Consider the following 21,729-nt stretch of genomic DNA (forward strand, 5'->3'; position numbering starts at 1 on the left):
TTTTTAGCACACCGCTTCGTCGCCCGTGCTCCGACTCGTCGCTTGCGCCGCCCTCGCGGCCGTCCTGGCTCTGCCCGCGCTCGCGCAGGGCGTCCCGATCCCGGTCCGGACGGTCGCCGACGCCGCGCCCGCGCGGTCGTTCTCGGCCGACCGCCTGCTGGTGCCCGTCGAGGGCATGGCGCCGGACGACCTCGACGACACGTTCACGGCGCGGCGCTCGGGCGGCCGGACGCACCGGGCCATCGACATCATGGCACCCCGGGGGACGCCGGTGCTGGCCATCTCGGACGGCGAGATCGTCCGCATCCACACGAACCGCCTGGGCGGGAAGGTGGTGTACCTGCGGAGCTACGGGGGCGACTACGACTTCTACTACGCCCACCTCGACAGCTACGCGCCGGGTCTGGAGGTCGGGCAGACCGTCCGGCAGGGCGACGTGCTCGGGACCGTCGGCAACACGGGGAACGCGCGGAGCACGCCGCCCCACCTCCACTTCCAGGTGCTCCGGCGGAGCGGGCGCGGGCGGGGCACGCCCGTCAACCCGTACCGCCTGCTTGAGCAGAGCACGCTCTACGGCCGCGCCGCTCGCGGCTAGCGGACGCGCAGGCGCTGGCCGACGCGGATCGTCGTCGAGCGCTCGGCGCTGAGCGCCAGGATGGTCTCGACGGTCGTGTCGTAGCGCCGCGCGAGCCCGAAGAGCGTGTCGCCGCGCTCGACGGTGTGGTACAGCGGCCCGGAGGCGTCGCCGCTGGCGGCGGGCCGGTCCGAGACGGGCTGAACGGTGACGGTCGGGCCGGCGGGCGTGTCGGTCGCCAGCCCCGCAAGCGAGCGGACGCCGGGGACGGCTCGGGCGACGCTGTGGGCCGTCGCCTGGCGCGTCGGCGGCACCTCGCCCATGACGGTCACCGCGCCGTCGCGCGCGAGCACGGTCACGTCGAGCGTCCGCGTCCGCCCGTCCTCGACGAGCGCGAGCCGGACGGCCGTCGCGAGGCGGAGGTCGGCGAGGCGGTCGGCGACCTGGGCGCCGGCGGCGGGCGCGAGCGCGACGAGCAGCAGGAGGGCGGCGAGCAGGCGGGTCATCGGTACGGGGGTTAGCAGCAGCTCCCGGCAGGCACGTCGTCGGCAGACGCCGCCGGGGCGCAGTCGAACAGGCCGAAGTGCGTCGAACGGTCGCCGGTGACGTCGAAGAACGCCGAGTAGCGGGTGTTCTGGACCATCGCGGCCGAGTTGCCGCAGACGAGCATCGGGCGGCCGACCTCGAAGCGGTGGTGGTCGTCGAGTACGAACGCGTGGCGCTGGCCCTCGACGCCGCCGCGGTACGTGGCCACCTGCCCGTAGTCCTCGCAGGTGTCCTCGATGAGGTCGGGCAGCTTGAAGGCGCGAATCGTGCGTGAGACGAACCGGGCATTCCCGAGCCGGTCGCGGAGTTCGGCGTCGTCCACCTCGAGCGGCCGCTCGGTGACGGTCCGCACGTCCGCCCAGCCGAGCGCCGCCATCATCCGGCGGAAGTCCTCGGTGTAGAGCGCCCCGCCCAGGCACTCGCCCACGAGCACGGGGTCGGCCTTGACCTCGTCGGACAGGCGGCGGTCGACGAACACGTCGGAGACGTAGAGCTCGCCGCCCGTCTTGAGCACGCGGTCGATCTCGGCGAAGACGGGGCCCTTGTCGGGCGCGAGGTTGAGCACGCAGTTCGAAATCACCACGTCGACGGAGCCGTCGGCGATGCCGAGGGCGCCCAGGTCCTCAATGGTGCCCAGCCGAAACTCGGTCGTCGGCGCGTCGTGGCCGAGCGCATCCGCGACGGCCTGGCGGTGCCGCGTGGCCACGTCGAGCTGGGCCTCCGTCATGTCGACCCCGATGACGCGGCCGGTCGGGCCCGCGAGCGCGGCGGCGACGAAGGCATCGCGGCCCGTCCCGCAGCCCAAGTCGAGGACGGTGCAGCCGTCGAGCGCGGGGGGGATCGGCGAGCCGCAGCCGTAGAACTTGCTCAGCACCTCGTCCGGGAGCAGGGACAGGATCGGCTTGTGGTGCTCGGGGACGGCCTCCTCGGTGCAGCAGGCGGAGGTCTTGAGGTCGGTCGTCGCGCTCAGCGTCTCGCCGTAGTACTCGCGGACCTGGTCGTGGAGGAGGGTGTCCATGCGGGGAGGGTGGGGGCGGGAGGAGGATAGACTCGGCGAGCGCGGGCGGTCGTACCCCGGGGCCCGAGAATGCGGCGCCGCCCGACAGGGGGAGCGCCCTTTCGAGGGACGCGGAGGGGGAGGGGCACCCGTTCCGTCGACCTCGCGTCGTCGGCTTCGCGCCATCGAGGCGGAGTCACGCGGTCGCCACGCCGGCGATGTGGGGCGATACCAAAAACAGGTCGGCGTCGAAGGGCTCGAGGGCGACCGAGGCGAAGCCGGCGGCCTCGATGCGGCGGCCGGTCTCGCGGTCGGGGCGGCAGCCGTCGGCGACGACGCCCCACGGCGCGCGCAAGGCGCGTTGCCACCCGCGCCGCATGCTGCCCGAGGGCGCGGCGACGTGCTCGACGAACACGAACCGGCCACCGGGGCGGAGCACGCGCCGGGCCTCCGCAAGCGCGGCATCCACATCGGCGACGGAGCACAGGACGAGCGTGCTCACGACGGCGTCGGCGGCGCCCGCCGCGAGGGGGAGCGCCTCGGCGGTGCCGGCGGAGAGGGTGAGCGCGAGCCCGTGGGCGGCCGCCGACGCCCGGATGTCGTCGTGGAAGTGGACGTTGGGCTCGACGACGACCCAGCGCGCGCCGGCCGGGAGGTGGCGGGCGTTGAGGCCGGTCCCCGCGCCGATCTCGACGACGACGGGCGGCGCGCCGTCTCGGCCCTCGATGGTCTCGAAGAGCGGGCGCTTGCGGGCGGCGTAGAGGCGGCGCTGGGCGGCGTCGGCGTGGCTCAGGCTCCAGGCAAAGAGGCGCGCGCGCAAGCCCCGTCGGACCCCGGGGGGAGTGGCCGTCGTAGATGCGTCCCCTTCACCCACCCATTCTCCCATGGCTATCGCAAAGATCATCGAGGTCTCCGCCGTCTCCGACAAGAGCTTCGACGACGCCGTCAAGACCGCCTACACCGAGGTGTCGGCGACGGTTCGCGGCGTGCAGAGCGTCTACGTCGAGGACTTCATCTACGAGCCCGGCGAGGAAGAGGCCGGCCGGTTCCGCGTCCACTGCAAGGTGACGTTCATCGTCAAGAGCAAGGACGACATGTAGGGCCCGGGCCCGCAGGTCTCGCGCCCCGCCGGCCTTCGGGTCAGCGGGGCGCTTTTTTAGCGCGTCGAGTCGGGCTGGAGCGTCGCGTCGGGTTCGAGCATCGCGTCGGGACGGACCTCGACCTCGGGTGTGAGGTCGGTGTCGTCGGGCGCGAGCGCGTCGTCGGGGGCGAGGTCGCCGTCGGTCTCGACCGGATCGACGCCCTCGATAGTGACGACGTCGGCGGGGTCGTCGGCGCATCCGGCCATCAGGAGGGCGGCCAGCAGCAAGGCACGCATGGCAGAGCAGGGAAGGGACGCCGTAGACCCCGGCTACAGCAGGGCGTTCCACAGCAGGCGCGCCGCCACGATCGCGGCGAAGGCGGCGAAGCTGAGGCGGACCGCGCGGACGTCGATCCGGTGGGCCGTAGCGACGCCCCAGTGGGCGGTGACGACGGCGGGGAGCGCAAGGGCGGCCGCTCGCGGCCAGTCCACGTAGCCGAGGGCGCCGTCGGGAACGGGCTGGCCCTGCCCGAGCACGGCGTACGTGACGACGCCGACAGCGGTGATGAGCACGATGGCGGCCGTCGAGGTCCCGGCGGCCACCTTCAACGGGAGCCGGATGACGCCGCTGAAGGCGGGCACCAAAACGACCCCCCCGCCGACGCCCGCGAGCGCCGAGACGGTTCCGGCTCCGAGCCCCGTCGCCGCCAGCGGGCCGATTCCGCGCCGCGCGCCGGCGGTCGACAGGGTGTCGGCGCGGTCCTTTTTGAGCAGCATCCGGACCACGACGACGACGAGCAGCACGCCGAGCACGAGCTGAAAGGCGGTCTTGTCGTACCACGGCTGGGTCGCCACGAACCGGCTGACCACGACGACGGCGACGGCCGCGAGCCCTCCAGCGGTGAGGGCGGTGCGCGTGTCGATGGCGCCCGCTCGCGCCTGGGCGACGGCGCCGGAGGCGGCCGCGGCGAACGTGCAGAGCAGGCTCGACCCGAGCGTGAGCGGGGTCAGCACGGGGTCCTCGATGCCCATCGCCTGGAAGGCGAAGAACAGGACGGGCCCGAAGATGACGCCGCCCCCGACCCCAACCAGCCCCGCTACGAACCCGCCGACGGCGCCGGCGACAATCAACAACAGGAGCATGGACGGCCGGGGGGAGAGGGCGGAGCCTACGCGGTGTGGCCGCATGGGCTCCGATGCGGGGACGGGGGCAGGCGCGACGGCCACGCTCCCACGCGCTCCATGGCCCGATGGTCAGTGAGCGGGGGTGAGGCCGGGGAAGAACGCGCCCTCTCTGAACTCCACGATGAAGCGGGCGTCTTGCGGACGCAAGCTGCGCTGGCGGGCACCGTCGACCGTCGGGGTCATCATCCCATCCTGTCGCTCGAGCTCAACGGCTGCGACCGCCTCGTCCTCGTCGGCGAACACCAGCAGGACCCGGTCATCGAGCCAGTCGATCCATCCCCATCGCCACCAGAACGGCCAGTCGACTCCGGTCTGGGCTTCGAACACCCCCTGCGACACATAGGGCCCGACGATGTAGAGCCGATCCCACTCGAACGGCGCAAGCGCCGCGAGATCCACGACCGCCCCGTCACCCTGCTGAACCCGGTCCGCGATCCGGTCCGCAAGCCCACCGCCGTCCGGCGGTGGAATCCCCACGACGAGGGAAATGGCAACGCCGATCAGCAGGCCCCACCTCATCGCCCGAGAGCGCGGGCGTAGGCGGTGGGGTCGAGGACGAGGCGCCGGGCCTCGGCGGCGACGGGGTCTTGGGCGAGCGCGGCGACGGTCTGGGCGCGCTGGCCGACGTAGCGGGACAGGATCTCCGTCCGCAAGCGGGCGCGCAAGCGGGGCGCGTGGCGCTCGAAGTCGCGGGCCTTCTCGCGGGCGACGGCCGTTCGCAGGTCTCGCAAGGCGTCGTCGGCGCCAGCATACCCGGCCGCCTCCAGGTCCTCCGCGAGGGCGTCGGCGGTGCGCTCGGCGTCGGTGCGGTAGCTCACGCCCTCGGCCTCGACAAAGGCTCGGAAGCGGTTGAGCAGGGCGTCGTCGACACGCCAACTGGCGGGCAGGTCGGGGGTCTCGGCGGCGAAGGCGTTGGCGAAGCGCAGGAACGCGGCCGAGCGGACGAGTGCTCGCTCCAGTTCCGACTCGTCGCCGAGCGAGACCGGCACGTCGGGCTCGATGCCGACGCCGCTTCGGACGGGCCGCCCGCTGGCGGTGGCGAACGCCTGCCCCGCGCCCGCCTCGACGGCGTCCTGCCCCTGGGCATACGTCAGCCGCTGGATCTCGCGGCCGGACGGCGTGGTGTAGCGGCTCACAGTCAGCTTGAGGGCCGTCCCATACGGCATCGGGCGGACGACCTGGACCAGGCCCTTGCCGAACGTGGTCTCGCCGACGACGACGCCCCGGTCGTGGTCCTGGAGCGCGCCGGCCACGATCTCGCTCGCGGAGGCGCTCGTGCCGTCGGTCAGGACGGCGATGGGGAGGTCGGGAAACGCCGTGCCCACCTCGGTGCGATAGGTCTGGTCGGTCCCCTCGGCGCGGCCGCGCGTCTCGGTCACGACCGTGTTGGGCGGGAGGAACAAGCCGCTAATGGCGACGGCCTCGGAGAGCAGCCCGCCCGGGTTGCCGCGCAGGTCGAGCACGACGCCGCGCACGGCGCCCTCGTCCTGGAGCGCCTGGATAGCACCGCCGACCTGGCCGGAGGCGTCGGCCATGAAGCGGCCCAAGCGGACGTAGGCGACGCCGTCGGCGGGGTCGCCCAGGAAGCCGGAATACGTGACCTCGCTCGACGGGTCGCCGGCGCGGACGAGCACGAAGCGGAGCGGGTCGGGCTCGCCCTCGCGCACGACCGCGAGAGCGACCGTCGAGCCGGGCTCGCCGCGTAGCAACGTGTTCGCGCGGCGCACGTCGAGATCTGCGGCCGGCTGCCCGGCCAGCGTCTCAACGGCGTCGCCGGGCCGGAGCCCCTGCCGCTCGGCGTCGGACCCGTCGAGCACGGAGACCACGACGAGCCGCTCGCCGCGCTCGGCCACCACCACGCCGACGCCGCCCACGTCGCCGCCCTGCTGCAAGCGGCTCGCGGAGGCCGTCGCCTCGTCGTAGTAGACGGTGTACGGGTCGAGCGAGCCGGTCATGGCGCCGATGCCGGCCCGCATGAGCGCCTCGGCATCGATGGCGTCGACGTACTCGGAGGCGAGCGTCTCGTAGACGGTGCCGTAGAGCCCGAAGCTTTTGCGGACGGCGAAAAAGTCGACGCCCTGGGCGAGGGCGGGGGCCGCCAGCGGGAGGGCGACGAGGACGACGAGGGCGAGGCTGCGCATGAGCGGAGGGTCGGGGCCGGAGGCTAACGACGCGCGCCGCCCGCTAGCGCCCTCCGCCTCGGACGCGAGGGAGGATGGGTGGCGCCCGCCCTTCAGCGCACGACCACGAGCGCACGCGCCCCGCTGGTGCCAGCGGCCGAGAGGCGGACGACGTACAGCCCTGCCGGCCACCGGCTGGCGTCGAGCGCGAGCCGGTGCGAACCGGAGGCGAGGTTTCTGGCGGAGGTCGCCCACGTCCGCCCGAGCATGTCGACGACCTCGACCTCGACGCGCCCCGGAATTGCCAGCGCGAACCGGACGGTCGCCGGGCCCTGCGCGGGAGACGGGCCGATCGTCAGGTGGAACGTGGCCGGGCGAGAGGCTGTCGCCACGGGGTAGCCGGTGAACAGGACGCGCGCGGCGCCCCGCGTCGGCCCGCGGATATCCGCCAGTCGGGCCCCGAGGAGGAGGTCCGCGCCGCCGTCTCCGTCGAGGTCGCCGAGTGCCGCCACGGAGGTCCCGAACCGGTCGCCGGGTGCGGAGTCGAGGCGGATTGGCCGAGCCGCGTGGACGGTCCCGTCGGAGCGGAGTGACAGGACCCATACGGCACCACGCCCACCGTCATCGCCGTACGCCCCGACCGCCAGCTCCGGGCGCCCGTCGCCGTCGAGGTCGCCGAGAGGGGCCGCCGCCACGCCGAAGCGGTCGCTGTCGGCGAGCGGCCCGCCGAACCCGCCGTCGACGGCGCTGATGGGTTGGTGCGCGCGGACCTGGGCGGACGGCGCGACGGCGAGCGCCAGCCCGAGCAGGGCCGACGCCGTTTGTGGGACGAGGGCGGAAGCGGGACACGCGTGGCAACGTACCTCGTCCCCCTCGGGCTCGATGCGGACCTACTGCTTGCGGTACCCGCGCAGGTCGCCGTCGACCGGGCGGTCGTCGAGGTACAGCGTGCTGCCGTCGGCAATGCCGAAGGGGACGACGCGCTCGTCGAGGAAGAGGACTGGCGCCTCGCTCTGCGTCTCGTCGCTGTAGTCGAGCGGGCCGACGCGGTAATCGAGCGTGACCACGGTCGCCTCGCCGCCGTCGTCCCGGCGATGGATCTCGACCGAGCCGCCCTCGCGGAAGACCAAGCTCTCACCGGTGGCCCGCAGGGTCGTTGGCGTTCCCATCTGCCCGCTCGTCGTGGACGTTTCGAGATTCCACGTGCCGACGAGGGCACGGGCATTCTGCGAGAGCGTCGTCACGTCGACGCGTGAGAGATCGTCGGGGGCGACGGGTGCGGTCGTGTCGCAGGCGGCGAGGACGAGCGCGAGGGCGACGAGAGCGAGGCGCATAGCAAGGCGGGAGGATGCGCGACAGTCTAGGGCTCGGCGGCTTGGCCCACCAGGTCCATCTCAGGCCCCCTGCCCAGGCCCGCAGGCTCGCTAGGCGTCGGGCGTGCCGGCGTCGCGGGCGGCCTGCTCCGCCTCGATCCGCTGGCGGCGCTTCTCGGCCGCGCGCTCCTCGGCGGCCTCCTTACGGGCCCGCTGGCGCTCGACGACGCCCGTCATCCAGATCGACAGCTCGAACAAGCCCATCAGCGGGATGGCCATCAGGAGCTGGCTCCACGGGTCGGGCGGCGTCAAGAAGGCGGCGACGACGAGCACGGCGACGATGGCGTATTTCCGGCCCGACCGCAGCATCTCCTGCGTCAGCACGCCGACCTTGGCGAGCACAACGACGACGACCGGGAGCTCGAAGAGGAGCCCGGCGCCGAACGCCCACGTCAGCAGCATCGAGAAGTACTTCGAGATGTCGAACTCGTTGACGATGGTGTCCGAGATCTGGAACTGGGCGAAAAACTGGAGCGCGATCGGCGCGATGATGAGGTAGCCGAACGAGATGCCGAGCGCGAAGAAGAACGTCGCGAAGACGGCCGCGAACCGCAGGCCGTGCCGCTCCTCGGGGTAGAGCCCGGGCTCGATGAACCGCCACGTCTGGTACACCACGATCGGCGAGCCGAGCACCACGCCCGCCGCGATGACGGTGCCGAAGAAGGCGAAAAACTGGCCCGTCACCGTCCGGTTCTGGAGCACGATATCGACCGCGCTCAGCCGGAGCACGTCGTACATGAAGAAGTCCGCCCGCGTCGGGCCCAGCAGCATCTGGTCGATGATCCACTGGGTGAAGAACAGGCAGGCGCCGACGCAGAGCAGGATGCCCGCGAGCGCTTTGAGGATCCGCCAGCGGAGCTCCTCGAGGTGGTCGAGGAACGGCATCTCCTCGGGCGTCGGCGCGTGCTCGGGCAGGGCGCCGAGCACGGCGGGCGGGGCCGGCGGGGGCGCCTGGTCGAGGCGGATCGGGTCCGTCGCGCCGTCGCCGGAGGCGCGAGCCTTCTGAGTCCGGGAGCGCCAGACGTCCATGGCTTATCGCCCCTCCGGGGCGGGTACGAGGTCCGCCGTACACGGTACGCACGCGCCGAGCGGCAGAGGGGGGCGGACCCCGTACCCGGTACCTCGTGCCATCGCCTTAAACCGTGTCGCCCGACGCGGCGGCCGTGCGGGCGCTCTCGCGCAGGTTGAGTTCGAGCAGCGACTCGACCCACAGGCCCTCGCTTTCCAGGCGGGCGCGGCCTCCGCTCCAGGTAAAGTTGAACAGCGTCATCACGCCAGCCACGGTAAAGCCGTCGGCGCGCAGGAGCTGGGCGGCGCGGGCGGCGCTCCGGCCGCTGTTCAGGATGTCGTCCATCAGCGCAACGGGGCGCTGGCGATCGAGGGGGCCCTCGACGAGTCGGCGGCGGCCGTAGGCCTTGCGGCGCTCGCGGATGAAGCCCCCGCTGAAGGGGCGGTCGGGCGTGCCGTGCGGCAGGACGGCCGTCACGAGCGGGAAGGCGCCGTAGCCGAACCCGGCCACCTGGTCGATGCCACGCGCGCGCAAGCGCTCCGCGAGCACGGTCCCGGCCTCCATGAAGACGGCGCCGTCGAGCATCGGTGTCCGCGTGTCGAGGAGCCAGCCGATGGGCTGGCCGCGCGGGTCGGTGATGGCCTCGTCTTCGCGGCGCACCAGCGCCTGCTGGTACAGCGTGTGGCCCAGCTTAGCGAGGGCCGACTCGGGGACGGAACTGGAGTCGTTGGGCATCGGGTCGGCACAGGGGCCCGTTGGGCGGGCGGCAACATACGGAGGGGGCGGGGGCAATCCGTCAGCCATCGACCGGCCACCGTCAGGGGCGGTGGCTTCGGAGGGGCGAACGGGCACGCCAGCGACTCGCACAACGCGGGCGAACCGGCGCTCGCGCGCGGACGGCGGGGAGAAATCGGCGGCCAGCCGGGCGTACGGAAGCGCGGCGCGCGGGTTTTCCCGATCTGGGGGGCGGGGGGCGCTGGGTTCTCCGATCTCTCCCCTCCCGCTGGAGGGAGGGGACACGGCCCCGCGCCTCGTCTGTTACGCCGCAACGGGCGCCGCGCCCAGGCTCTCCACGTCGTAGAGCGGGAACGCCTCGCACAGCGCGCGGACCTCGGCGCGGACCGCCGGGGCCTCGCCGCCCCGGCTGGCGATCACGCGGTCCATCATCGCCACGACCGTCCGGAACTCGTCGGACCCGAACCCGCGCGTCGTCATCGCCGGGGCGCCGACGCGGATGCCCGAAGTCACGAACGGGCTCTCGGGGTCGCCGGGCACCATGTTTTTGTTGACCGTGATCTCGGCCTCGCCCAGCCACGCCTCAGCGTCCTTGCCGGTGCACTTGCCGCGCAGGTCGACGAGGGCGAGGTGGTTGTCGGTCCCGCCCGAGACCACGTCGTAGCCGTGCTCCACGAACGCCTGCGCCATCGCCTGCGCGTTGGCGAGCGTCTGCTGCTGGTACGTGGCGAAGTCGGGCCGGAGCGCCTCGCCGAAGGCGACGGCCTTGGCGGCAATCACGTGCATCAGCGGCCCGCCAATCGTGCCGGGGAACATGGCCGAGTCCAGCACCTGCCCCGTCGACTTCGGGTTGCCGGACTTGACCCACGTCTCGCCCGTCGGGCTCGGCGCGTCGGTCCCGACCAGGATCATCCCGCCGCGCGGGCCGCGCAACGTCTTGTGCGTCGTGGTCGTCACGACGTGGGCATGGGGGAGCGGGTCGTTCAGCAGCCCCGCCACGATCAGCCCGGCCGTGTGCGCCATGTCGACCCACAGGATCGCGCCGGCCTCGTCGGCGATGGACCGGAGCGCGGCGTAGTCGAAGTCGCGGGAGTAGGCGCTGGCGCCGACCGACAGCATCGTCGGGCGGACGTCGAGCGCCTTGGCGCGGACGTCGTCGAGGTCGATGGTGCCGGCGTTCGGGCCCTCCGTCTGGACGCCGTAGAAGTGCGGCTCGTAGAGCTTGCCCGAGAAGTTGACCGGCGAGCCGTGCGTGAGGTGGCCGCCGTGCGCGAGGTCGAGCCCCAAGAGCCGGTCGCCGGGCTCCATGAAGGCGAGGTAGACGGCGCTGTTGGCCGTCGCCCCGGAGTGCGGCTGGACGTTCACCCAGTCGGCGCCGAAGAGCTCCTTGGCGCGGTCGATCGCCAGCGTCTCCACTTCGTCGACGACCGCACAGCCGCCGTAGTAGCGCTTGCCGGGCAGGCCCTCGGCGTACTTGTTGGTGAGGGGGCTGCCGTTCGCCTGGAGCACGGCCGGGCTCACAAAGTTCTCGGACGCGATCAACTCGATCCCGTCGTTCTGGCGCTCGACCTCGCGGCGGACGATGTCGTAGACGGCGGGGTCGGTCTCCTGGAGGGCGGTCATCGGTGCGGCGCGGGTGGATCGCAGAAAGTACCCGGCCGAGCGCCCGTCGATCCGCCCCCGCCCGCAATCCGCCGCAGGAAACTGGTCTCGGTGGGTCGGAGGTGTCGCCGGCTCGCGGCCTTGCCCGCTCCGCGTCTGCTCGTTCCCGATTCCTCATTCCCGGCGCTCGCGGCACCCCGCCCCACGCCCGGCACCCCGCGTGCTAGTCCTCGTCGAGCGGCGACTCCAGCACGAAGAACCAGCCCGCGATGCCGAGGAAGCGCCATTCGCCGCCCGGCATCCGGCCGTTGAGGTCGGCCTCATAGATGCTGGCGAGGTAGAGGTCCTCGCGGTCGAAGGTGTCGCTGGCGATCCCGCCCGCCACGCGGCCGAGCCGCTCGTTGAGGAAGCTCGTCGAGCCGAGCCCGCCCGCCCGCTGGGCGGCGGCCTCCTGGATGTACTGTTGGAAGCGGTCTGGGCCCGGGTTGAGCCAGAACAGCAGCCCCGCGATGAGCAGCAAGCCGACGAAGAAGATGCGTCCGGGCGTCATGGCGGGGGAGGGGCGACCACCCACAAGCTAGGGGTCGACGCGGCCGATCCCGTCCCGCCCGGCATTCAGCGGCCGAAACCGGCCCTGCCGCGAGCCGCCACCCCTACTGAACGCCCTGCGTCATGGCGTAGACGAGCAGGTTGACGCCCATCCGCAACGCCTGCTCGCGCACGGCCGGCGGATCGGGGTGGATGCCCGCCGGCTCCCAGCCGTCGCCCAGGTCGCTCTCGTGCGCGTAGAAGACGACGAGCCGCCCCTCGTGGAACAGCCCGTAGCCGACCGCCGGCTCGCCGTCGTGCTCGTGGATCTTGGGCAGCCCGTCCGGCATCGCAAAGTGGGCGCGGTAGACGGGGTGGCTGGCCGGGAGCGGCTGGAGCTCTTGGCCGGGAAACACCTTCGCCAGCTCGCGGCGGACGGCTTGGTCGAGCCCGTAGTCGTCGTTGACGATCAGGAAGCCGCCGCCTTCGAGGTAGCGCCGCAGCCGCGCCGCCTCGCCCTCGGTAAAGGCGACGTTGCCGTGCCCGTTCATGTACAGGACGGGGACCCGGAAGAGCCGGTCGCTGGCCAAGTCGACCGTGATCGGCTCCACATCGACGTCGAGCAGCGTGTGCTGGCGGGCGTACGCGAGCAAGGTCGGGAGCGGGTCGCCGGAGTACCAGTCGCCGCCGCCGCCGTACTGCAGGCGCGCCACCTGGATCTCGCCCTGGGCGGAGACGGCGCCCGAAACGGCGACCAGAAGGCAAAGCAGGAGGGGGCGCACGGCTGGCATGGCGGGTAGAATACGTGGACACCCTGCCCACGCCGATGCGAACGCTGCGCCCTGCCCTCTTCGTCTCCCTCGCCCTGCTCGCCGTGCTCGTCGCCAGCGGGTGCGCGCCGTCCTCGGGCGAGCCCGAGGTCATCCGAAACGCCGCCGGCGACCCCCTCGTGTCGACGTTCTCCATCGTCGCCGTCGACACGCTGACCGGCGAGATCGGCGTCGCGGTGCAGAGCAAATTCCCCAACGTGCGGTTCATGGTCCCGACCGTCGTAGCCGGTGTCGGCGCCGTCGCCACCCAGTCGTTCGCGCGGCTCGCGTATGGCCCCGAGGGCATCGCGCTGATGCGTCAGGGCGCGACGGCGGAGGAGGCGCTTCAGATCTCGATGCGGAACGACCCCGACACGGGCGCGCGCCAGGTCGGGATGGTGGACGCGCGCGGGAACGCGGCCACCTTTACCGGCGCCGACGCCTTCGAGTGGCGCGGCGGGCGCGTCGGCGGCAGCGACGCGATTGCGGGGCCGGGCGTCGTCGCCGTCGGGCACGGGTACGCGGCGCAGGGCAACATTCTGGTCTCGCAGGCCACCGTCGACGCCATCGCGGAGACCTTCGAGGCCAGCACAGGCACGCTCGCGCAGCGGCTCACCGAGGCGCTCCTCGCGGGCGGCCGCGCCGGCGGCGACAAGCGGGGCGAGCAGTCGGCCGCGCTCGTCGTCCACCGCAAGGGTGCCGGCTACGACGGCTCCGACGTGATCGTCGACATCTCGGTCTACGACCACCTGACGCCGCTCGCGGAGCTCGCGCGGCTCGTGGCGCTCAACGACCTGTACTTCACCGACTCCGACCCCGCCGACATGATCGAGGTGACGCCCGCCATCGCGCGCGAGCTGCAGGAGATCTGGATCGCCCGAAGCTTTCAGTACGATGGCCCGGCCGATGGCGTGGTCGACGCCGAGTTCCAGCGCATCCTGACCGACTACATGGGCTGGGAGAACTACGACCTCCGCATCGACGAGGTGGCCGATGTGGACCTCGCAGCGGGCGAGTCGCTGCGCATCGACCGCGAGGTGCTCGCCGACATCCGCGCCGTCTTTTCCGAGGGTCGTTACCGCTGATCCCGTGCATCTGCTCCACCTTCGCTTGGCCGATCGCTCGATGGGGCCCATCGGCGCCGCCCGCGAGGTGGCCGCCGAGATCGCGCACGACCCGGGCGCCTTCGCCGTCGTCGTCGACGGGCTGGCGCACCCGGACGAGGGCGTCCGCAACCGGAGCGCGTGGGCGCTCGACGTCGCGACGCGGTCATACCCGAGACGCCTCTCGCCACACGCCGACGCGCTCTTGACCGTCGCCCACGCGGATCGCAACGGCGGGATGCTCCGGCGCCTCCTTCCCTTGCTGGTGTCTCGGGTACGCCTCACCCCGGCCCAGGCCCGTCGCGTGACCGTCTGGGCGCTCGGCCTGCTCGACCGCTCGCGCGTGGCCGATCAGGCGAACCTGCTCAGCGCGCTGGCGGCCGTCGCCGTGGCGCACCCGAACCTTGCGCCCGCCGTCGTCACGCGCCTCCACGTCGCGCTCGACCATCCGGCCCCGTCGGTCTGCGCGAGGGCGCGGCACCTCTGCGCCCGGCTCGACCGCCACGGGGTGTCCCCCGCCGACGCATGACCCCGACCGTCCTCGAAGGCACCCACGTCCGCCTGGAGCCCCTCACCCGCGACCACGCCGACGCCCTGGCCGAGGTCGCCCTCGACCCCGAGTTGTGGGCCTGGACCGCCTCGGCGGTCCGCTCGCGTGCCGACCTCGACGCCTATCTCGACACGGCGCTCGCGATGCAGGCCGACGGTACCGCCCTCCCGTTCGCCACCGTCCACCGCGCCAGCGGGCGCGTCGTCGGCAGCACGCGGTTCGGGAATTTCGTCGCCGCCCACCGCCGCGTCGAGATCGGGTGGACGTTCGTCGCCGCCCCGTGGCAGCGGACGCCCGTCAACACGGAGGCCAAGCTGCTGATGCTGCGCCACGCCTTCGACACGCTTGGGCTGACCCGCGTCGAGTGGAAGACGGACGCCCTCAACGCCCGCTCGCGGGCGGCCATCTTGCGCCTGGGGGCGGTCGAGGAGGGCACGTTGCGTCACCACATGGTGGTCGCCGACGGCCGCTTGCGCGACACGGTCTACTTCAGCGTCACCGCCGTCGAGTGGCCCGCCGTCGAGGCCCGGCTTGTGGAGCGGCTGGCGCGGGGATAGCGCTCGCCGGGGGTGCGGGGCCAATCCCGGCCCCTTCGACGGCCCGCTGTGAGCGTCGCGGTATGCTGGGGCATGTCCCGAGACCACGCCCTCCAGCTCCGTGAGGCCCTCCGGCTGGCGCCCCCCGCGCCAGTCGAGGCGCGGCGGCTAGGCGTCGCCGAGTCGGACGGTCACACCCGCACGCGCGTCGAGTACGCCGGGCTCGAGAGCGACCGCATCCCAGCGTTTCTGTTCGAGCCGCTCGGCCCGGTGCGCGGCGCCGTCGTGGTGTTTCATCAGCACGCGGGGGCGTTCCACCTCGGCAAGAGCGAGGTCGCCGGGCTGGCCGGCGAGCCGCTGCAGGCGTTCGGCCCGGCGCTCGCGGCGCGCGGCGTCGCCGTGCTCGCGCCCGACGCGATCACCTTCGAGGACCGCCGCGCCCACACGACGGGGACGGCGCTCACGGACGGCGACTGGCTCCAGCACTACAACGCGATGGCGTATCGCTTGGTCGACGGCGACGTGCTGCTGCGGACGGTGCTCGACGACGCCCAGCGCGCGGTCTCGGTGCTGGCGGGGCTTGCGCCCGGCGTCCGCCTCGGGGTCGCCGGCCACTCGTACGGCGGCACAACGGCGCTCTACCTCGCGGCTGTCGACGACCGCTGCCGGTTCGCGTGCGCCAGCGGGTCCGTCGCCAGCCTGGGCGCTCGGCGCGCGGCGGGCACGGGGCTCAACATGGTCGAGGTCGTCCCGGGGCTGGCGGAGCTCCTCGATACGCACGACTTGGTCCGCGCCGTCGCCCCCCGCGACCTGTTCGTCGTCTCGGCGACGGACGACCCCTACGCCGTCGACGCCGAGGCCGTCCTGGCTCGCGCCGAGGTCGCCAGCGCCACCCACCTCCGCGTCGAGGGCCCGCACGCGCTCGACCGCGAGCGCCACGACGCGATCATGGCGTGGCTCGCGGAGCAGGCCGCCCGCCCCGCTGCGGCAGGATGACGAGCGCGGAAGCTCAGCCCGACACCGCGCCGCCGAGCGACTGCTCCACGCGCGTGCCGGCCACCACGTCGTGCACGCTCCGGTGGCCGCCGGTGCGCCACGCCTGGGCGAGGTACGCGGCCGACAGCGCGTACGAGGCCCCGAGCCCGATCCAGCTGGCAAGCGAGAACTCGCCCAGCGCCGGGGCGAACAGGAACGACGAGGCGTGCGCCAGCTCCCACGGCACCATCTTGACGGCCGTCCGCGCCAGCGCCCGGCCGCCCCGCACCGGCCCGCCGTCCTCCGACGCCGTCCGCAGCCCGAGCAGGCGCTTGCCGAGCGTGGCGCCCCGCCGCGAGCGGTCCGCGAGCGTGAAGTACGTCCACGCCGGGATCGAGAAGGTGAGGACGAGGCTACCGTAGATCTCGCGCGCCGTCGAGGGGCTGACGCCCAGCGCGCGCTGCACGGCGTACCCCGCTGGCGCCAGCACGGCGAACAGGAGCACGATGTCGAGCACGTACGCGCCAACGCGCCGGAGGAGAACGGGTCGCATTATGGAACAGCGAAGGGCTCGCGCGCTACGCGGCGCTCGGCTGCGCGGTTACGCGCCTTCCGGCCGCAGCATCGCCAGCGCCCGGACGTACCGCGCCAGCCGCTCGCGGTCCTTGTCGGTCGGCTCGGGGATGCGGCTCAGGTCCATGTTCTCCTCCAGATCCGCCACCTTCACGCGTGCCGCGACAGGGTCGGCGCCCGCACGGCCGACGAACGCGGGGTACGTCTCGTCGTCGCGCCGCGTCAGGTGATCGACGGCCCGAACGACGGCGTCCGAGAACCCCTCGGCGCGCAGCTGGTCGAGCGTCCAGTCCGTGTCCTCCACCACGTCGTGCAGGACGCCCGCGATCTGCGCGTCGGCGTCGTGGAGGCGGAGCATCACGCGCAACGGGTGCAAGATGTAGGGCGCGCCGCCCTTGTCGGTCTGCCCGGCGTGGGCCTGGGCGGCGATGGCGATGGCTCGTTCCAGGGTGCTCACAGAGACGGGAGGAGGGGCGAGCGAGGATAGTGAGGCCGCCGCCGACACGGGGGCGGGGGATGTCCACCATCGGGTTGTCGGGCCCGCCCCCGCATCTCGGCGCCCCTCCCGTCGTAGCGTTCAGAGCGCCCCACCACCGTCGCCATGCCAACTCGATCCCCCCTCTCTGAAACCGACGCCCGCAAACAGGCCCGCCGCGAGCGGGCGTTCTACGGCAACCTGGCCTCGTTCGTCCTGGTGATGTCGTTCTTGACGGCGATCAACCTGCTCACCTCGCCCGACAGCCTGTGGGTCGTGTGGCCCTTCCTCGGGTGGGGCATCGGCATCGGGAGCCAGGCCATCTCGACGTTCGGCCACGTCCGCCGCGCCGACTGGGTCGAGCGCCGCGCCGCCGAGCTCATGGGCGAGACGACCTCCGACGAGCGGATCCGAACGCTCCTTGACGAGGAGCTCGACGCCCGCGTCCTGCCCGCCGGGGCGCCCCAGGACCTCGGCCGCCTCCAGCGCCGCATTGAGCACCTCGAGGCCATCGTCACGGCGACGGACGACCCCGCCGACCCCGGCGCGCGCCTGTCGCTCGACCTCGACGCGCCGGCCTCCGACCCCGCCGCCCCCCGCCGCCGCGACCGCGCGTAGAGACGCAACCTGCTTGCGTTGCTACCCTGCAGCCCATGTTGAGAACGACTTAGCGCCAGCGGGTCCGTCCCCTCTGCCCCCGGGAGTCTGAGAGCAGGACCACGTCTGCAAGGTGTGGAGCCCTCAGCTTGTCATCCTGAACGGATGTGAAGGATCTCAACGCAAGCCTCGCGAGCCTTTGGGACCGGATGTCTGGGCTGGGGGCTCGCGTTGAGATCCTTCGCAGGCTCAGGATGACAAGATGGAGCGCTTGCGCCTAGCCCTCCTCCCCGCGCGCCGCGAGCGCCGCCGCCACGGCCGCTTCCACGAACGCTCGCGCCTCCGCCTCGTCGGCCGGTACGTCGCCCCAGAACAGGGCCTCCTTCACCGACCCGATGGCCCCGCGCGCCGAGCCCCGGAGCTGGCGGACGGCCTCGACGAACAGCGCGCCCCGCCGGACCGCTTCGCCCTGCCGCTCCAACACGTACTGCCACGCGGCGTCGTGCTCGTTGGGCACCTCGCCCTCCAGCACGGCCTCGCGCACCCACTCCTTGAGCATCCCGACCGCGATCCCCTCGTCGAGCCCGAGCTGCTGCTTGATCTCGTCGCCCGAGACCGGCGGCTGCCAGTTGCGCATCCGGTCCCGCGCCTCGACCTCTTCGAACCGCGCCTCGACCCGGTCGAAGCCGGCGAGGTAGCGGCGCACGCGGCGCGCATTCTTGCTCGTCACGTCCGCGCGGACGAGCAGCATCAGGTCCTCGATGTCGTCGCCCGCGTCCATCAGCAGGCGCCGGACGGCCGAGTCGGTCACGTCCGCGTCGACGAGCGCGGCGGGGCGGTGGTGGAGCCGGACGACGGTCTGCACGAAGTCGAGCGGGTCGCCGAGGGGGAGCTTGAGGCGGCGGAAGACCTCGGGGATGAGCTTGCGCGGGCCGACGTCCTCGTGGCCGTGGAACGTCCAGCCGGTGCCCGGCTCGTAGCGCTTGGTGACGGTCTTGCCCACGTCGTGAAGCAGCGCCGCCCACCGCAGCCACAGGTCGAAGCCCGCCGCCCGGTCGCCGACGCCGACCCCGCGCTGGAGGTGCGCCAGGTTGTCGATGACCTCCAGCGTGTGCCAGAAGTTGTCCTTGTGGGCCCGCCCGCCGACCTCCTCGACGCCCGCCAGGTCGGTGACCTCGGGCAGGATGTGGTGGAGCACGCCGGTCCGGAACAGCAGGCCGAGCCCGGTCGAGGGGACGGGCGCCGCGAGCAGCTTGGACAACTCGTCCGTCACGCGCTCGGCGCTCAGGATCTCGACGCGCTCGGCCTGCGCCGTCATCGCCTGGACCGCCGCCGCGTCCACCTCGAAGCCGAGCTGGGCGGCGAAGCGGGCGCCGCGCAGCATCCGCAGCGGGTCGTCGGCGAAGGTGACGGCCGGGTCGAGCGGCGTCCGCAGGCGCCGCGCGTCGAGGTCGTCGAGTCCGCCGAAGTGATCGGCGACCGTCCCGAAGTCGGCGTCGAGGCGGGCGGCGAGGGCGTTGACGGTAAAGTCGCGCCGCGCGAGGTCGTCGGCGAGCGTGCCGTCCTCGACGATGGGCTTGCGGGAGTCGGCGCGGTAGCTCTCGCGGCGGGCGCCGACGAACTCGATCACCAGCCGCTGCCCCTCGCCCTCGGTGAGCCGGGCGACGGTCTTGGCGGGGACCGCGACGGCGGCCGTCCCGAACGCCGGGTACACGGCGGGCGCCTTGACGCCGAGCGCCGCCGCGGTCGCCGTCGCCAGCGCCAGCCCGCTCCCCGGCCCCACGCCGACGATGTCGAGGTCGGTCGTCTCGCGCCCCAGGAGGGCATCCCGCACCGCCCCGCCGACGACGTACGCCTCAACGCCGATCCGCGCGGCTTCGTCGCCGATGCGCCGGAGCACGGGCTCGAAGGGGAGGGTGAGGGCGCGGTCGGGCACGAGGGGCGAGGGGGACGCCCGCAAGATCGGCGGCAGGCGCCCGCCGGCCTGCCAAGCGTCGGGGAAACGTCGGCATGCTGGATGGCTACCGGCTCCGGTCGCTCGCGCCCCGAACGGGTGGGCCGGACGTGGGCCGTGAAACGTGGGGTTGTCCGACCCGACGCTCCACGGCCTACGCCCCACGCCCCACGCTCGCGGCCCCTACCGGAGCTTCTCCTGGGCCTGCTCTGCCAGCCGCAACGTCGCGAGGGCGTGGTCGAGCGTGTACGGCGCGGGCCGCCCGGCCGCGATAGCGGCGACGAACGCCGTCGCCTCGGTTGCCGGGCCGTCGACCAGCGCGGGCGCCCGGGCGAACGGCGCCGCGTGCCCCTCGGCCTCGACGCACAGCGGCCCCGCCAGCGACCGCGCCTCGACGCGCGAGCCGGGCCGGGCGGCGTAGAGCGCGACCTCGTCGTCGGCCACGTGGTCCGAAAAGCGGACCGTCGCTTGCGCATACGCGCGGTTCTCGAAGCGGACCGCGAGGGCGACGGCCCGCAGCGCCTGGCCGTCGCGCTCGGCGACGGCGTCCATCCGCGCCACGGCGCGGGCGTCGGCGAGCGTGGCGCACACGTCGAGCGCGCCCGCCAGCAGGGTCGCCCAGCCGGCCTCGGCGAGCGGGCCGTCGGGCCGGGCCACGAGCGCGAGCGTGACGAGCCGGGCGGCCCACCCGGCGGGGATGCCTGCGAGCGCGGCCGTCGCGCCGAGCGGGCGGGCCACGCCGACCTCGACGCCGGCCTCCTCGGCGTGGTCCGCCAGCCGCTCGGCCGCGCCCGCCGTCGGGGCGGGAGGCCACAGCAAAAAGGTGTGCGCGCCACTCGCGACGGCGTCGGCCGCCCGCTGAGGGCGGTCGTCGACGGGCCCGCCGACCACGACGACGCGCGCCGCGCCGGGGGCGCCGGGTGTGGCGAGGCGGGCCGCGAGGTCGGCCTCGCCGACGACGGTGACGTGTGGAGACATGGGTGCCGGGGGGCAGCAATCTACCCGCCCCCTTCCCACGGGCCCGCACATGCGCCATCTACATTCGAGCCTCCCTCCGATCGCTTCGATGCGCCCGCTTTGCCTGGTGGCCCTGGCCGCCCTTCTCGCCCCCGGCCTCGCCGCTCAGACCGTCCCCGCCCGCGGCGCCGACGACACGTTTGAGATCGCGACGTGGAATCTGGAGTTTTTCGGCGAGCCCTCGCAGGGCCCCTCGGACGCGTTGCAGCTCGACAACGTCGCGGCGGTGATCGAACAGGCCGAGATCGACCTGTGGGCGTTTCAGGAGGTCGTGGATCAGACGGAGTGGAGCCAACTCGTGACGCGGCTCCAGGCCCTCGGGTACTCGGGCCGCCTTGGTCCCCAGGTCAGCACCTCCCCAACGTTCGACCAGAAGCTCGCGTTCATCTACAACACGTCGGTCGTCCAGGTCATCAGGACGCAGCCGATCCTGGAGACGGCCGATTACGAGTTCGGCGGCCGTGAGCCGTTCGAGATGCAGGCGAACGTGACGGTGGACGAGGTCTCGCGGACGGTCTACATCATCAACATCCACGCGAAAGCCTCCACCGGAGCGGAGGACTACAACCGTCGCCAAGCCGGAGCCGTCGCGCTGAAGGGCCACATCGATGGCCGGATTGCGCGCGGCGAGGAGGTGATCCTCCTGGGTGACTTCAACGACTACCTGGTCGGGTCGACACGAGGGGGGAGCGTTGAGTCGCCCTACGACGGGTTCGCCCAGGACTCGAACTATGTCTTGGCGTCCCTCCCGTTGCAAGAGAACTTCGTCTTCACCTTTTGCCGGTCGGCGTCGTGCTCTAGCGGCGACACCCGCGACCACTTGCTGTTCACGGCAGGCTTGTCCGATGTGTATGTGGCGGGGTCGACCGATCGGTACGGCGAGGTTCTATCCGGGGTGAACAACTACGTCTCCACCACCTCCGACCACATCCCGGTGCTGGCGCGGTTCTCGTTCTCCATGACGACGGCCGCCGAGGATGACCGCGAGGGGCGCCCGGTGCGCCTGCTCGCGACCGCCCCGAACCCGTCGCGTGGCGCCGCCCATCTCCGCTTCCACCTCGACGCTCCCGCCGATGTGCAGCTTGATGTGGTCGATGCGCTCGGTCGGATCGTCGCCAGCATCGGCGGGGCCTATGGGCCGGGCACGCACGCCGTGGTGCTCGACGGCTCTGCGCTGGCTCCGGGCGCCTACACGGTCCGCCTGAGCGCGGGTGGGATGCTCGATGTAGGCCGGCTGGTGCGCGTCCGCTAAGGTCTGTCACGTACGTCGGTCTGTCGGCGAGCGAGCGGCGATGGCGGGGCCTGCAAGGCGTCCGACGAGTGCGATGCCCGAGCATCGGCCGAGGCGGACAACGCGGTAGGGGACGTCAGCGGCCTCGCGGAGCCCAGA

26 protein-coding genes are annotated in these 21,729 nt (G+C 72.9%); 8 read left to right on the forward strand and 18 right to left on the reverse strand.

Features of this window, described 5'->3' with window-relative positions; all coding sequences use genetic code 11:
* Positions 1-25: 25 nt before the first annotated feature.
* Positions 26-595 carry a M23 family metallopeptidase gene (locus ACLII4_RS02645; protein WP_412069348.1) on the forward strand — a complete coding sequence of 190 codons (570 nt, stop codon included), beginning with the start codon at positions 26-28 and terminating at the stop codon, positions 593-595.
* Here ACLII4_RS02645 and ACLII4_RS02650 read toward each other — a convergent pair.
* From ACLII4_RS02650 to ACLII4_RS02660, 3 genes are all read right to left on the reverse strand, one after another.
* Positions 592-1,080, reverse strand: a complete 489-nt coding sequence (locus ACLII4_RS02650; protein ID WP_412069349.1) for a LysM peptidoglycan-binding domain-containing protein — start codon at positions 1,078-1,080, stop codon at positions 592-594. The two genes, ACLII4_RS02645 and ACLII4_RS02650, sit on opposite strands and share 4 nt — an antisense overlap.
* 11 nt (positions 1,081-1,091) lie before the next feature.
* On the reverse strand, positions 1,092-2,138 hold the full coding sequence (locus ACLII4_RS02655; RefSeq protein WP_412069350.1) for a methyltransferase domain-containing protein: 1,047 nt from the start codon (positions 2,136-2,138) through the stop codon (positions 1,092-1,094).
* A 175-nt stretch (positions 2,139-2,313) separates the two neighbouring features.
* Positions 2,314-2,937 carry a class I SAM-dependent methyltransferase gene (locus ACLII4_RS02660; RefSeq protein ID WP_412069351.1) on the reverse strand — a complete coding sequence of 208 codons (624 nt, stop codon included), beginning with the start codon at positions 2,935-2,937 and terminating at the stop codon, positions 2,314-2,316.
* Positions 2,938-3,001: 64 nt separating this feature from the next.
* Here ACLII4_RS02660 and ACLII4_RS02665 point away from each other — a divergent pair, with 64 nt between their 5' ends.
* Positions 3,002-3,217, forward strand: coding sequence for a dodecin family protein (locus ACLII4_RS02665; RefSeq protein WP_412061509.1), 216 nt, complete (start codon positions 3,002-3,004; stop codon positions 3,215-3,217).
* Between the two features lie 56 nt (positions 3,218-3,273).
* Here ACLII4_RS02665 and ACLII4_RS02670 read toward each other — a convergent pair whose 3' ends face one another.
* The 11 genes from ACLII4_RS02670 to ACLII4_RS02720 form a co-directional block, all read right to left on the reverse strand.
* On the reverse strand, positions 3,274-3,495 hold the full coding sequence (locus ACLII4_RS02670) for a hypothetical protein (RefSeq protein WP_412069352.1): 222 nt from the start codon (positions 3,493-3,495) through the stop codon (positions 3,274-3,276).
* A gap of 33 nt (positions 3,496-3,528) precedes the next feature.
* Entirely contained in the window at positions 3,529-4,341 is an 813-nt protein-coding gene (locus ACLII4_RS02675) for a TSUP family transporter (RefSeq protein ID WP_412069353.1), read from the reverse strand.
* A 111-nt stretch (positions 4,342-4,452) separates the two neighbouring features.
* The gene (locus ACLII4_RS02680; protein WP_412069354.1) at positions 4,453-4,902 is read right to left on the reverse strand and encodes a hypothetical protein; all 450 of its coding nucleotides are present in this window, start codon (positions 4,900-4,902) and stop codon (positions 4,453-4,455) included.
* On the reverse strand, positions 4,899-6,524 hold the full coding sequence (locus tag ACLII4_RS02685) for a S41 family peptidase (protein ID WP_412069355.1): 1,626 nt from the start codon (positions 6,522-6,524) through the stop codon (positions 4,899-4,901). Before ACLII4_RS02685 ends, ACLII4_RS02680 begins: the two co-directional genes overlap by 4 nt.
* A 92-nt stretch (positions 6,525-6,616) precedes the next feature.
* Positions 6,617-7,198: an FG-GAP-like repeat-containing protein gene (locus ACLII4_RS02690; RefSeq protein ID WP_412069356.1), complete on the reverse strand. Its 582-nt coding sequence runs from the start codon at positions 7,196-7,198 to the stop codon at positions 6,617-6,619.
* Positions 7,199-7,393: 195 nt separating this feature from the next.
* The gene (locus ACLII4_RS02695; protein WP_412069357.1) at positions 7,394-7,837 is read right to left on the reverse strand and encodes a hypothetical protein; all 444 of its coding nucleotides are present in this window, start codon (positions 7,835-7,837) and stop codon (positions 7,394-7,396) included.
* A 90-nt stretch (positions 7,838-7,927) separates the two neighbouring features.
* Positions 7,928-8,905 (reverse strand): twin-arginine translocase subunit TatC, encoded by a 978-nt coding sequence (gene tatC, locus ACLII4_RS02700; RefSeq protein ID WP_412069358.1) that lies wholly within the window; start codon positions 8,903-8,905, stop codon positions 7,928-7,930.
* Between the two features lie 106 nt (positions 8,906-9,011).
* Positions 9,012-9,620 (reverse strand): orotate phosphoribosyltransferase, encoded by a 609-nt coding sequence (locus ACLII4_RS02705; protein WP_412069359.1) that lies wholly within the window; start codon positions 9,618-9,620, stop codon positions 9,012-9,014.
* Between the two features lie 303 nt (positions 9,621-9,923).
* A complete protein-coding gene (gene glyA, locus ACLII4_RS02710; RefSeq protein WP_412069360.1) occupies positions 9,924-11,243 on the reverse strand; it encodes a serine hydroxymethyltransferase in 1,320 nt (439 codons plus the stop codon).
* Positions 11,244-11,445: 202 nt separating this feature from the next.
* On the reverse strand, positions 11,446-11,772 hold the full coding sequence (locus ACLII4_RS02715) for a hypothetical protein (RefSeq protein ID WP_412069361.1): 327 nt from the start codon (positions 11,770-11,772) through the stop codon (positions 11,446-11,448).
* A 103-nt stretch (positions 11,773-11,875) separates the two neighbouring features.
* Positions 11,876-12,541: a DUF4159 domain-containing protein gene (locus ACLII4_RS02720; protein WP_412069362.1), complete on the reverse strand. Its 666-nt coding sequence runs from the start codon at positions 12,539-12,541 to the stop codon at positions 11,876-11,878.
* A 14-nt stretch (positions 12,542-12,555) separates the two neighbouring features.
* Between ACLII4_RS02720 and ACLII4_RS02725 the strand changes: the two genes are divergently transcribed.
* From ACLII4_RS02725 to ACLII4_RS02740, 4 genes are all read left to right on the forward strand, one after another.
* Complete coding sequence (locus tag ACLII4_RS02725; RefSeq protein ID WP_412069363.1) at positions 12,556-13,644, forward strand: DUF1028 domain-containing protein; 1,089 nt, start codon at positions 12,556-12,558, stop codon at positions 13,642-13,644.
* 4 nt (positions 13,645-13,648) lie between these two features.
* Positions 13,649-14,191, forward strand: a complete 543-nt coding sequence (locus ACLII4_RS02730) for a hypothetical protein (protein ID WP_412069364.1) — start codon at positions 13,649-13,651, stop codon at positions 14,189-14,191.
* Positions 14,188-14,769, forward strand: a complete 582-nt coding sequence (locus tag ACLII4_RS02735; protein WP_412069365.1) for a GNAT family N-acetyltransferase — start codon at positions 14,188-14,190, stop codon at positions 14,767-14,769. Before ACLII4_RS02730 ends, ACLII4_RS02735 begins: the two co-directional genes overlap by 4 nt.
* Positions 14,770-14,841: 72 nt before the next feature.
* Positions 14,842-15,744, forward strand: a complete 903-nt coding sequence (locus ACLII4_RS02740; RefSeq protein WP_412069366.1) for a hypothetical protein — start codon at positions 14,842-14,844, stop codon at positions 15,742-15,744.
* 13 nt (positions 15,745-15,757) lie between these two features.
* On the opposite strand, the gene ACLII4_RS02745 is transcribed toward ACLII4_RS02740, so the two are convergent.
* Positions 15,758-16,276 (reverse strand): RDD family protein, encoded by a 519-nt coding sequence (locus ACLII4_RS02745; protein ID WP_412069367.1) that lies wholly within the window; start codon positions 16,274-16,276, stop codon positions 15,758-15,760.
* 48 nt (positions 16,277-16,324) lie between these two features.
* Positions 16,325-16,753: an HD domain-containing protein gene (locus ACLII4_RS02750; protein ID WP_412069368.1), complete on the reverse strand. Its 429-nt coding sequence runs from the start codon at positions 16,751-16,753 to the stop codon at positions 16,325-16,327.
* Between the two features lie 144 nt (positions 16,754-16,897).
* Here ACLII4_RS02750 and ACLII4_RS02755 point away from each other — a divergent pair, with 144 nt between their 5' ends.
* Positions 16,898-17,389, forward strand: coding sequence for a 2TM domain-containing protein (locus ACLII4_RS02755; RefSeq protein ID WP_412069369.1), 492 nt, complete (start codon positions 16,898-16,900; stop codon positions 17,387-17,389).
* A 256-nt stretch (positions 17,390-17,645) separates the two neighbouring features.
* On the opposite strand, the gene ACLII4_RS02760 is transcribed toward ACLII4_RS02755, so the two are convergent.
* Both ACLII4_RS02760 and ACLII4_RS02765 read right to left on the reverse strand, forming a co-directional pair.
* On the reverse strand, positions 17,646-19,304 hold the full coding sequence (locus tag ACLII4_RS02760) for a CCA tRNA nucleotidyltransferase (RefSeq protein ID WP_412069370.1): 1,659 nt from the start codon (positions 19,302-19,304) through the stop codon (positions 17,646-17,648).
* A 201-nt stretch (positions 19,305-19,505) separates the two neighbouring features.
* Complete coding sequence (locus ACLII4_RS02765; protein ID WP_412069371.1) at positions 19,506-20,300, reverse strand: hypothetical protein; 795 nt, start codon at positions 20,298-20,300, stop codon at positions 19,506-19,508.
* 88 nt (positions 20,301-20,388) lie between these two features.
* Here ACLII4_RS02765 and ACLII4_RS02770 point away from each other — a divergent pair, with 88 nt between their 5' ends.
* On the forward strand, positions 20,389-21,591 hold the full coding sequence (locus tag ACLII4_RS02770) for an endonuclease/exonuclease/phosphatase family protein (RefSeq protein ID WP_412069372.1): 1,203 nt from the start codon (positions 20,389-20,391) through the stop codon (positions 21,589-21,591).
* The last annotated feature ends 138 nt before the right edge of the window (positions 21,592-21,729 follow it).

Origin of the sequence: Rubrivirga aquatilis, assembly GCF_046845665.1 — a bacterium.
In the GTDB taxonomy this organism is placed as follows: domain Bacteria; phylum Bacteroidota; class Rhodothermia; order Rhodothermales; family Rubricoccaceae; genus Rubrivirga.

Excerpts from the sequence above, each read along its gene's own strand:
- ACLII4_RS02735 (WP_412069365.1), top strand. The coding sequence starts at position 14,188 with ATGACCCCGACCGTCCTCGAAGGCACCCACGTCCGCCTGGAGCCCCTC.
- ACLII4_RS02680 (WP_412069354.1), bottom strand. The coding sequence starts at position 4,902 with ATGAGGTGGGGCCTGCTGATCGGCGTTGCCATTTCCCTCGTCGTGGGG.
- ACLII4_RS02665 (WP_412061509.1), top strand. The coding sequence starts at position 3,002 with ATGGCTATCGCAAAGATCATCGAGGTCTCCGCCGTCTCCGACAAGAGC.
- glyA (WP_412069360.1), bottom strand. The coding sequence starts at position 11,243 with ATGACCGCCCTCCAGGAGACCGACCCCGCCGTCTACGACATCGTCCGC.
- ACLII4_RS02655 (WP_412069350.1), bottom strand. The coding sequence starts at position 2,138 with ATGGACACCCTCCTCCACGACCAGGTCCGCGAGTACTACGGCGAGACG.
- ACLII4_RS02765 (WP_412069371.1), bottom strand. The coding sequence starts at position 20,300 with ATGTCTCCACACGTCACCGTCGTCGGCGAGGCCGACCTCGCGGCCCGC.
- ACLII4_RS02670 (WP_412069352.1), bottom strand. The coding sequence starts at position 3,495 with ATGCGTGCCTTGCTGCTGGCCGCCCTCCTGATGGCCGGATGCGCCGAC.
- ACLII4_RS02720 (WP_412069362.1), bottom strand. The coding sequence starts at position 12,541 with ATGCCAGCCGTGCGCCCCCTCCTGCTTTGCCTTCTGGTCGCCGTTTCG.
- ACLII4_RS02675 (WP_412069353.1), bottom strand. The coding sequence starts at position 4,341 with ATGCTCCTGTTGTTGATTGTCGCCGGCGCCGTCGGCGGGTTCGTAGCG.
- ACLII4_RS02705 (WP_412069359.1), bottom strand. The coding sequence starts at position 9,620 with ATGCCCAACGACTCCAGTTCCGTCCCCGAGTCGGCCCTCGCTAAGCTG.
- ACLII4_RS02770 (WP_412069372.1), top strand. The coding sequence starts at position 20,389 with ATGCGCCCGCTTTGCCTGGTGGCCCTGGCCGCCCTTCTCGCCCCCGGC.
- ACLII4_RS02695 (WP_412069357.1), bottom strand. The coding sequence starts at position 7,837 with ATGCGCCTCGCTCTCGTCGCCCTCGCGCTCGTCCTCGCCGCCTGCGAC.
- ACLII4_RS02740 (WP_412069366.1), top strand. The coding sequence starts at position 14,842 with ATGTCCCGAGACCACGCCCTCCAGCTCCGTGAGGCCCTCCGGCTGGCG.
- ACLII4_RS02745 (WP_412069367.1), bottom strand. The coding sequence starts at position 16,276 with ATGCGACCCGTTCTCCTCCGGCGCGTTGGCGCGTACGTGCTCGACATC.
- ACLII4_RS02755 (WP_412069369.1), top strand. The coding sequence starts at position 16,898 with ATGCCAACTCGATCCCCCCTCTCTGAAACCGACGCCCGCAAACAGGCC.
- ACLII4_RS02685 (WP_412069355.1), bottom strand. The coding sequence starts at position 6,524 with ATGCGCAGCCTCGCCCTCGTCGTCCTCGTCGCCCTCCCGCTGGCGGCC.
- ACLII4_RS02650 (WP_412069349.1), bottom strand. The coding sequence starts at position 1,080 with ATGACCCGCCTGCTCGCCGCCCTCCTGCTGCTCGTCGCGCTCGCGCCC.
- ACLII4_RS02715 (WP_412069361.1), bottom strand. The coding sequence starts at position 11,772 with ATGACGCCCGGACGCATCTTCTTCGTCGGCTTGCTGCTCATCGCGGGG.
- tatC (WP_412069358.1), bottom strand. The coding sequence starts at position 8,905 with ATGGACGTCTGGCGCTCCCGGACTCAGAAGGCTCGCGCCTCCGGCGAC.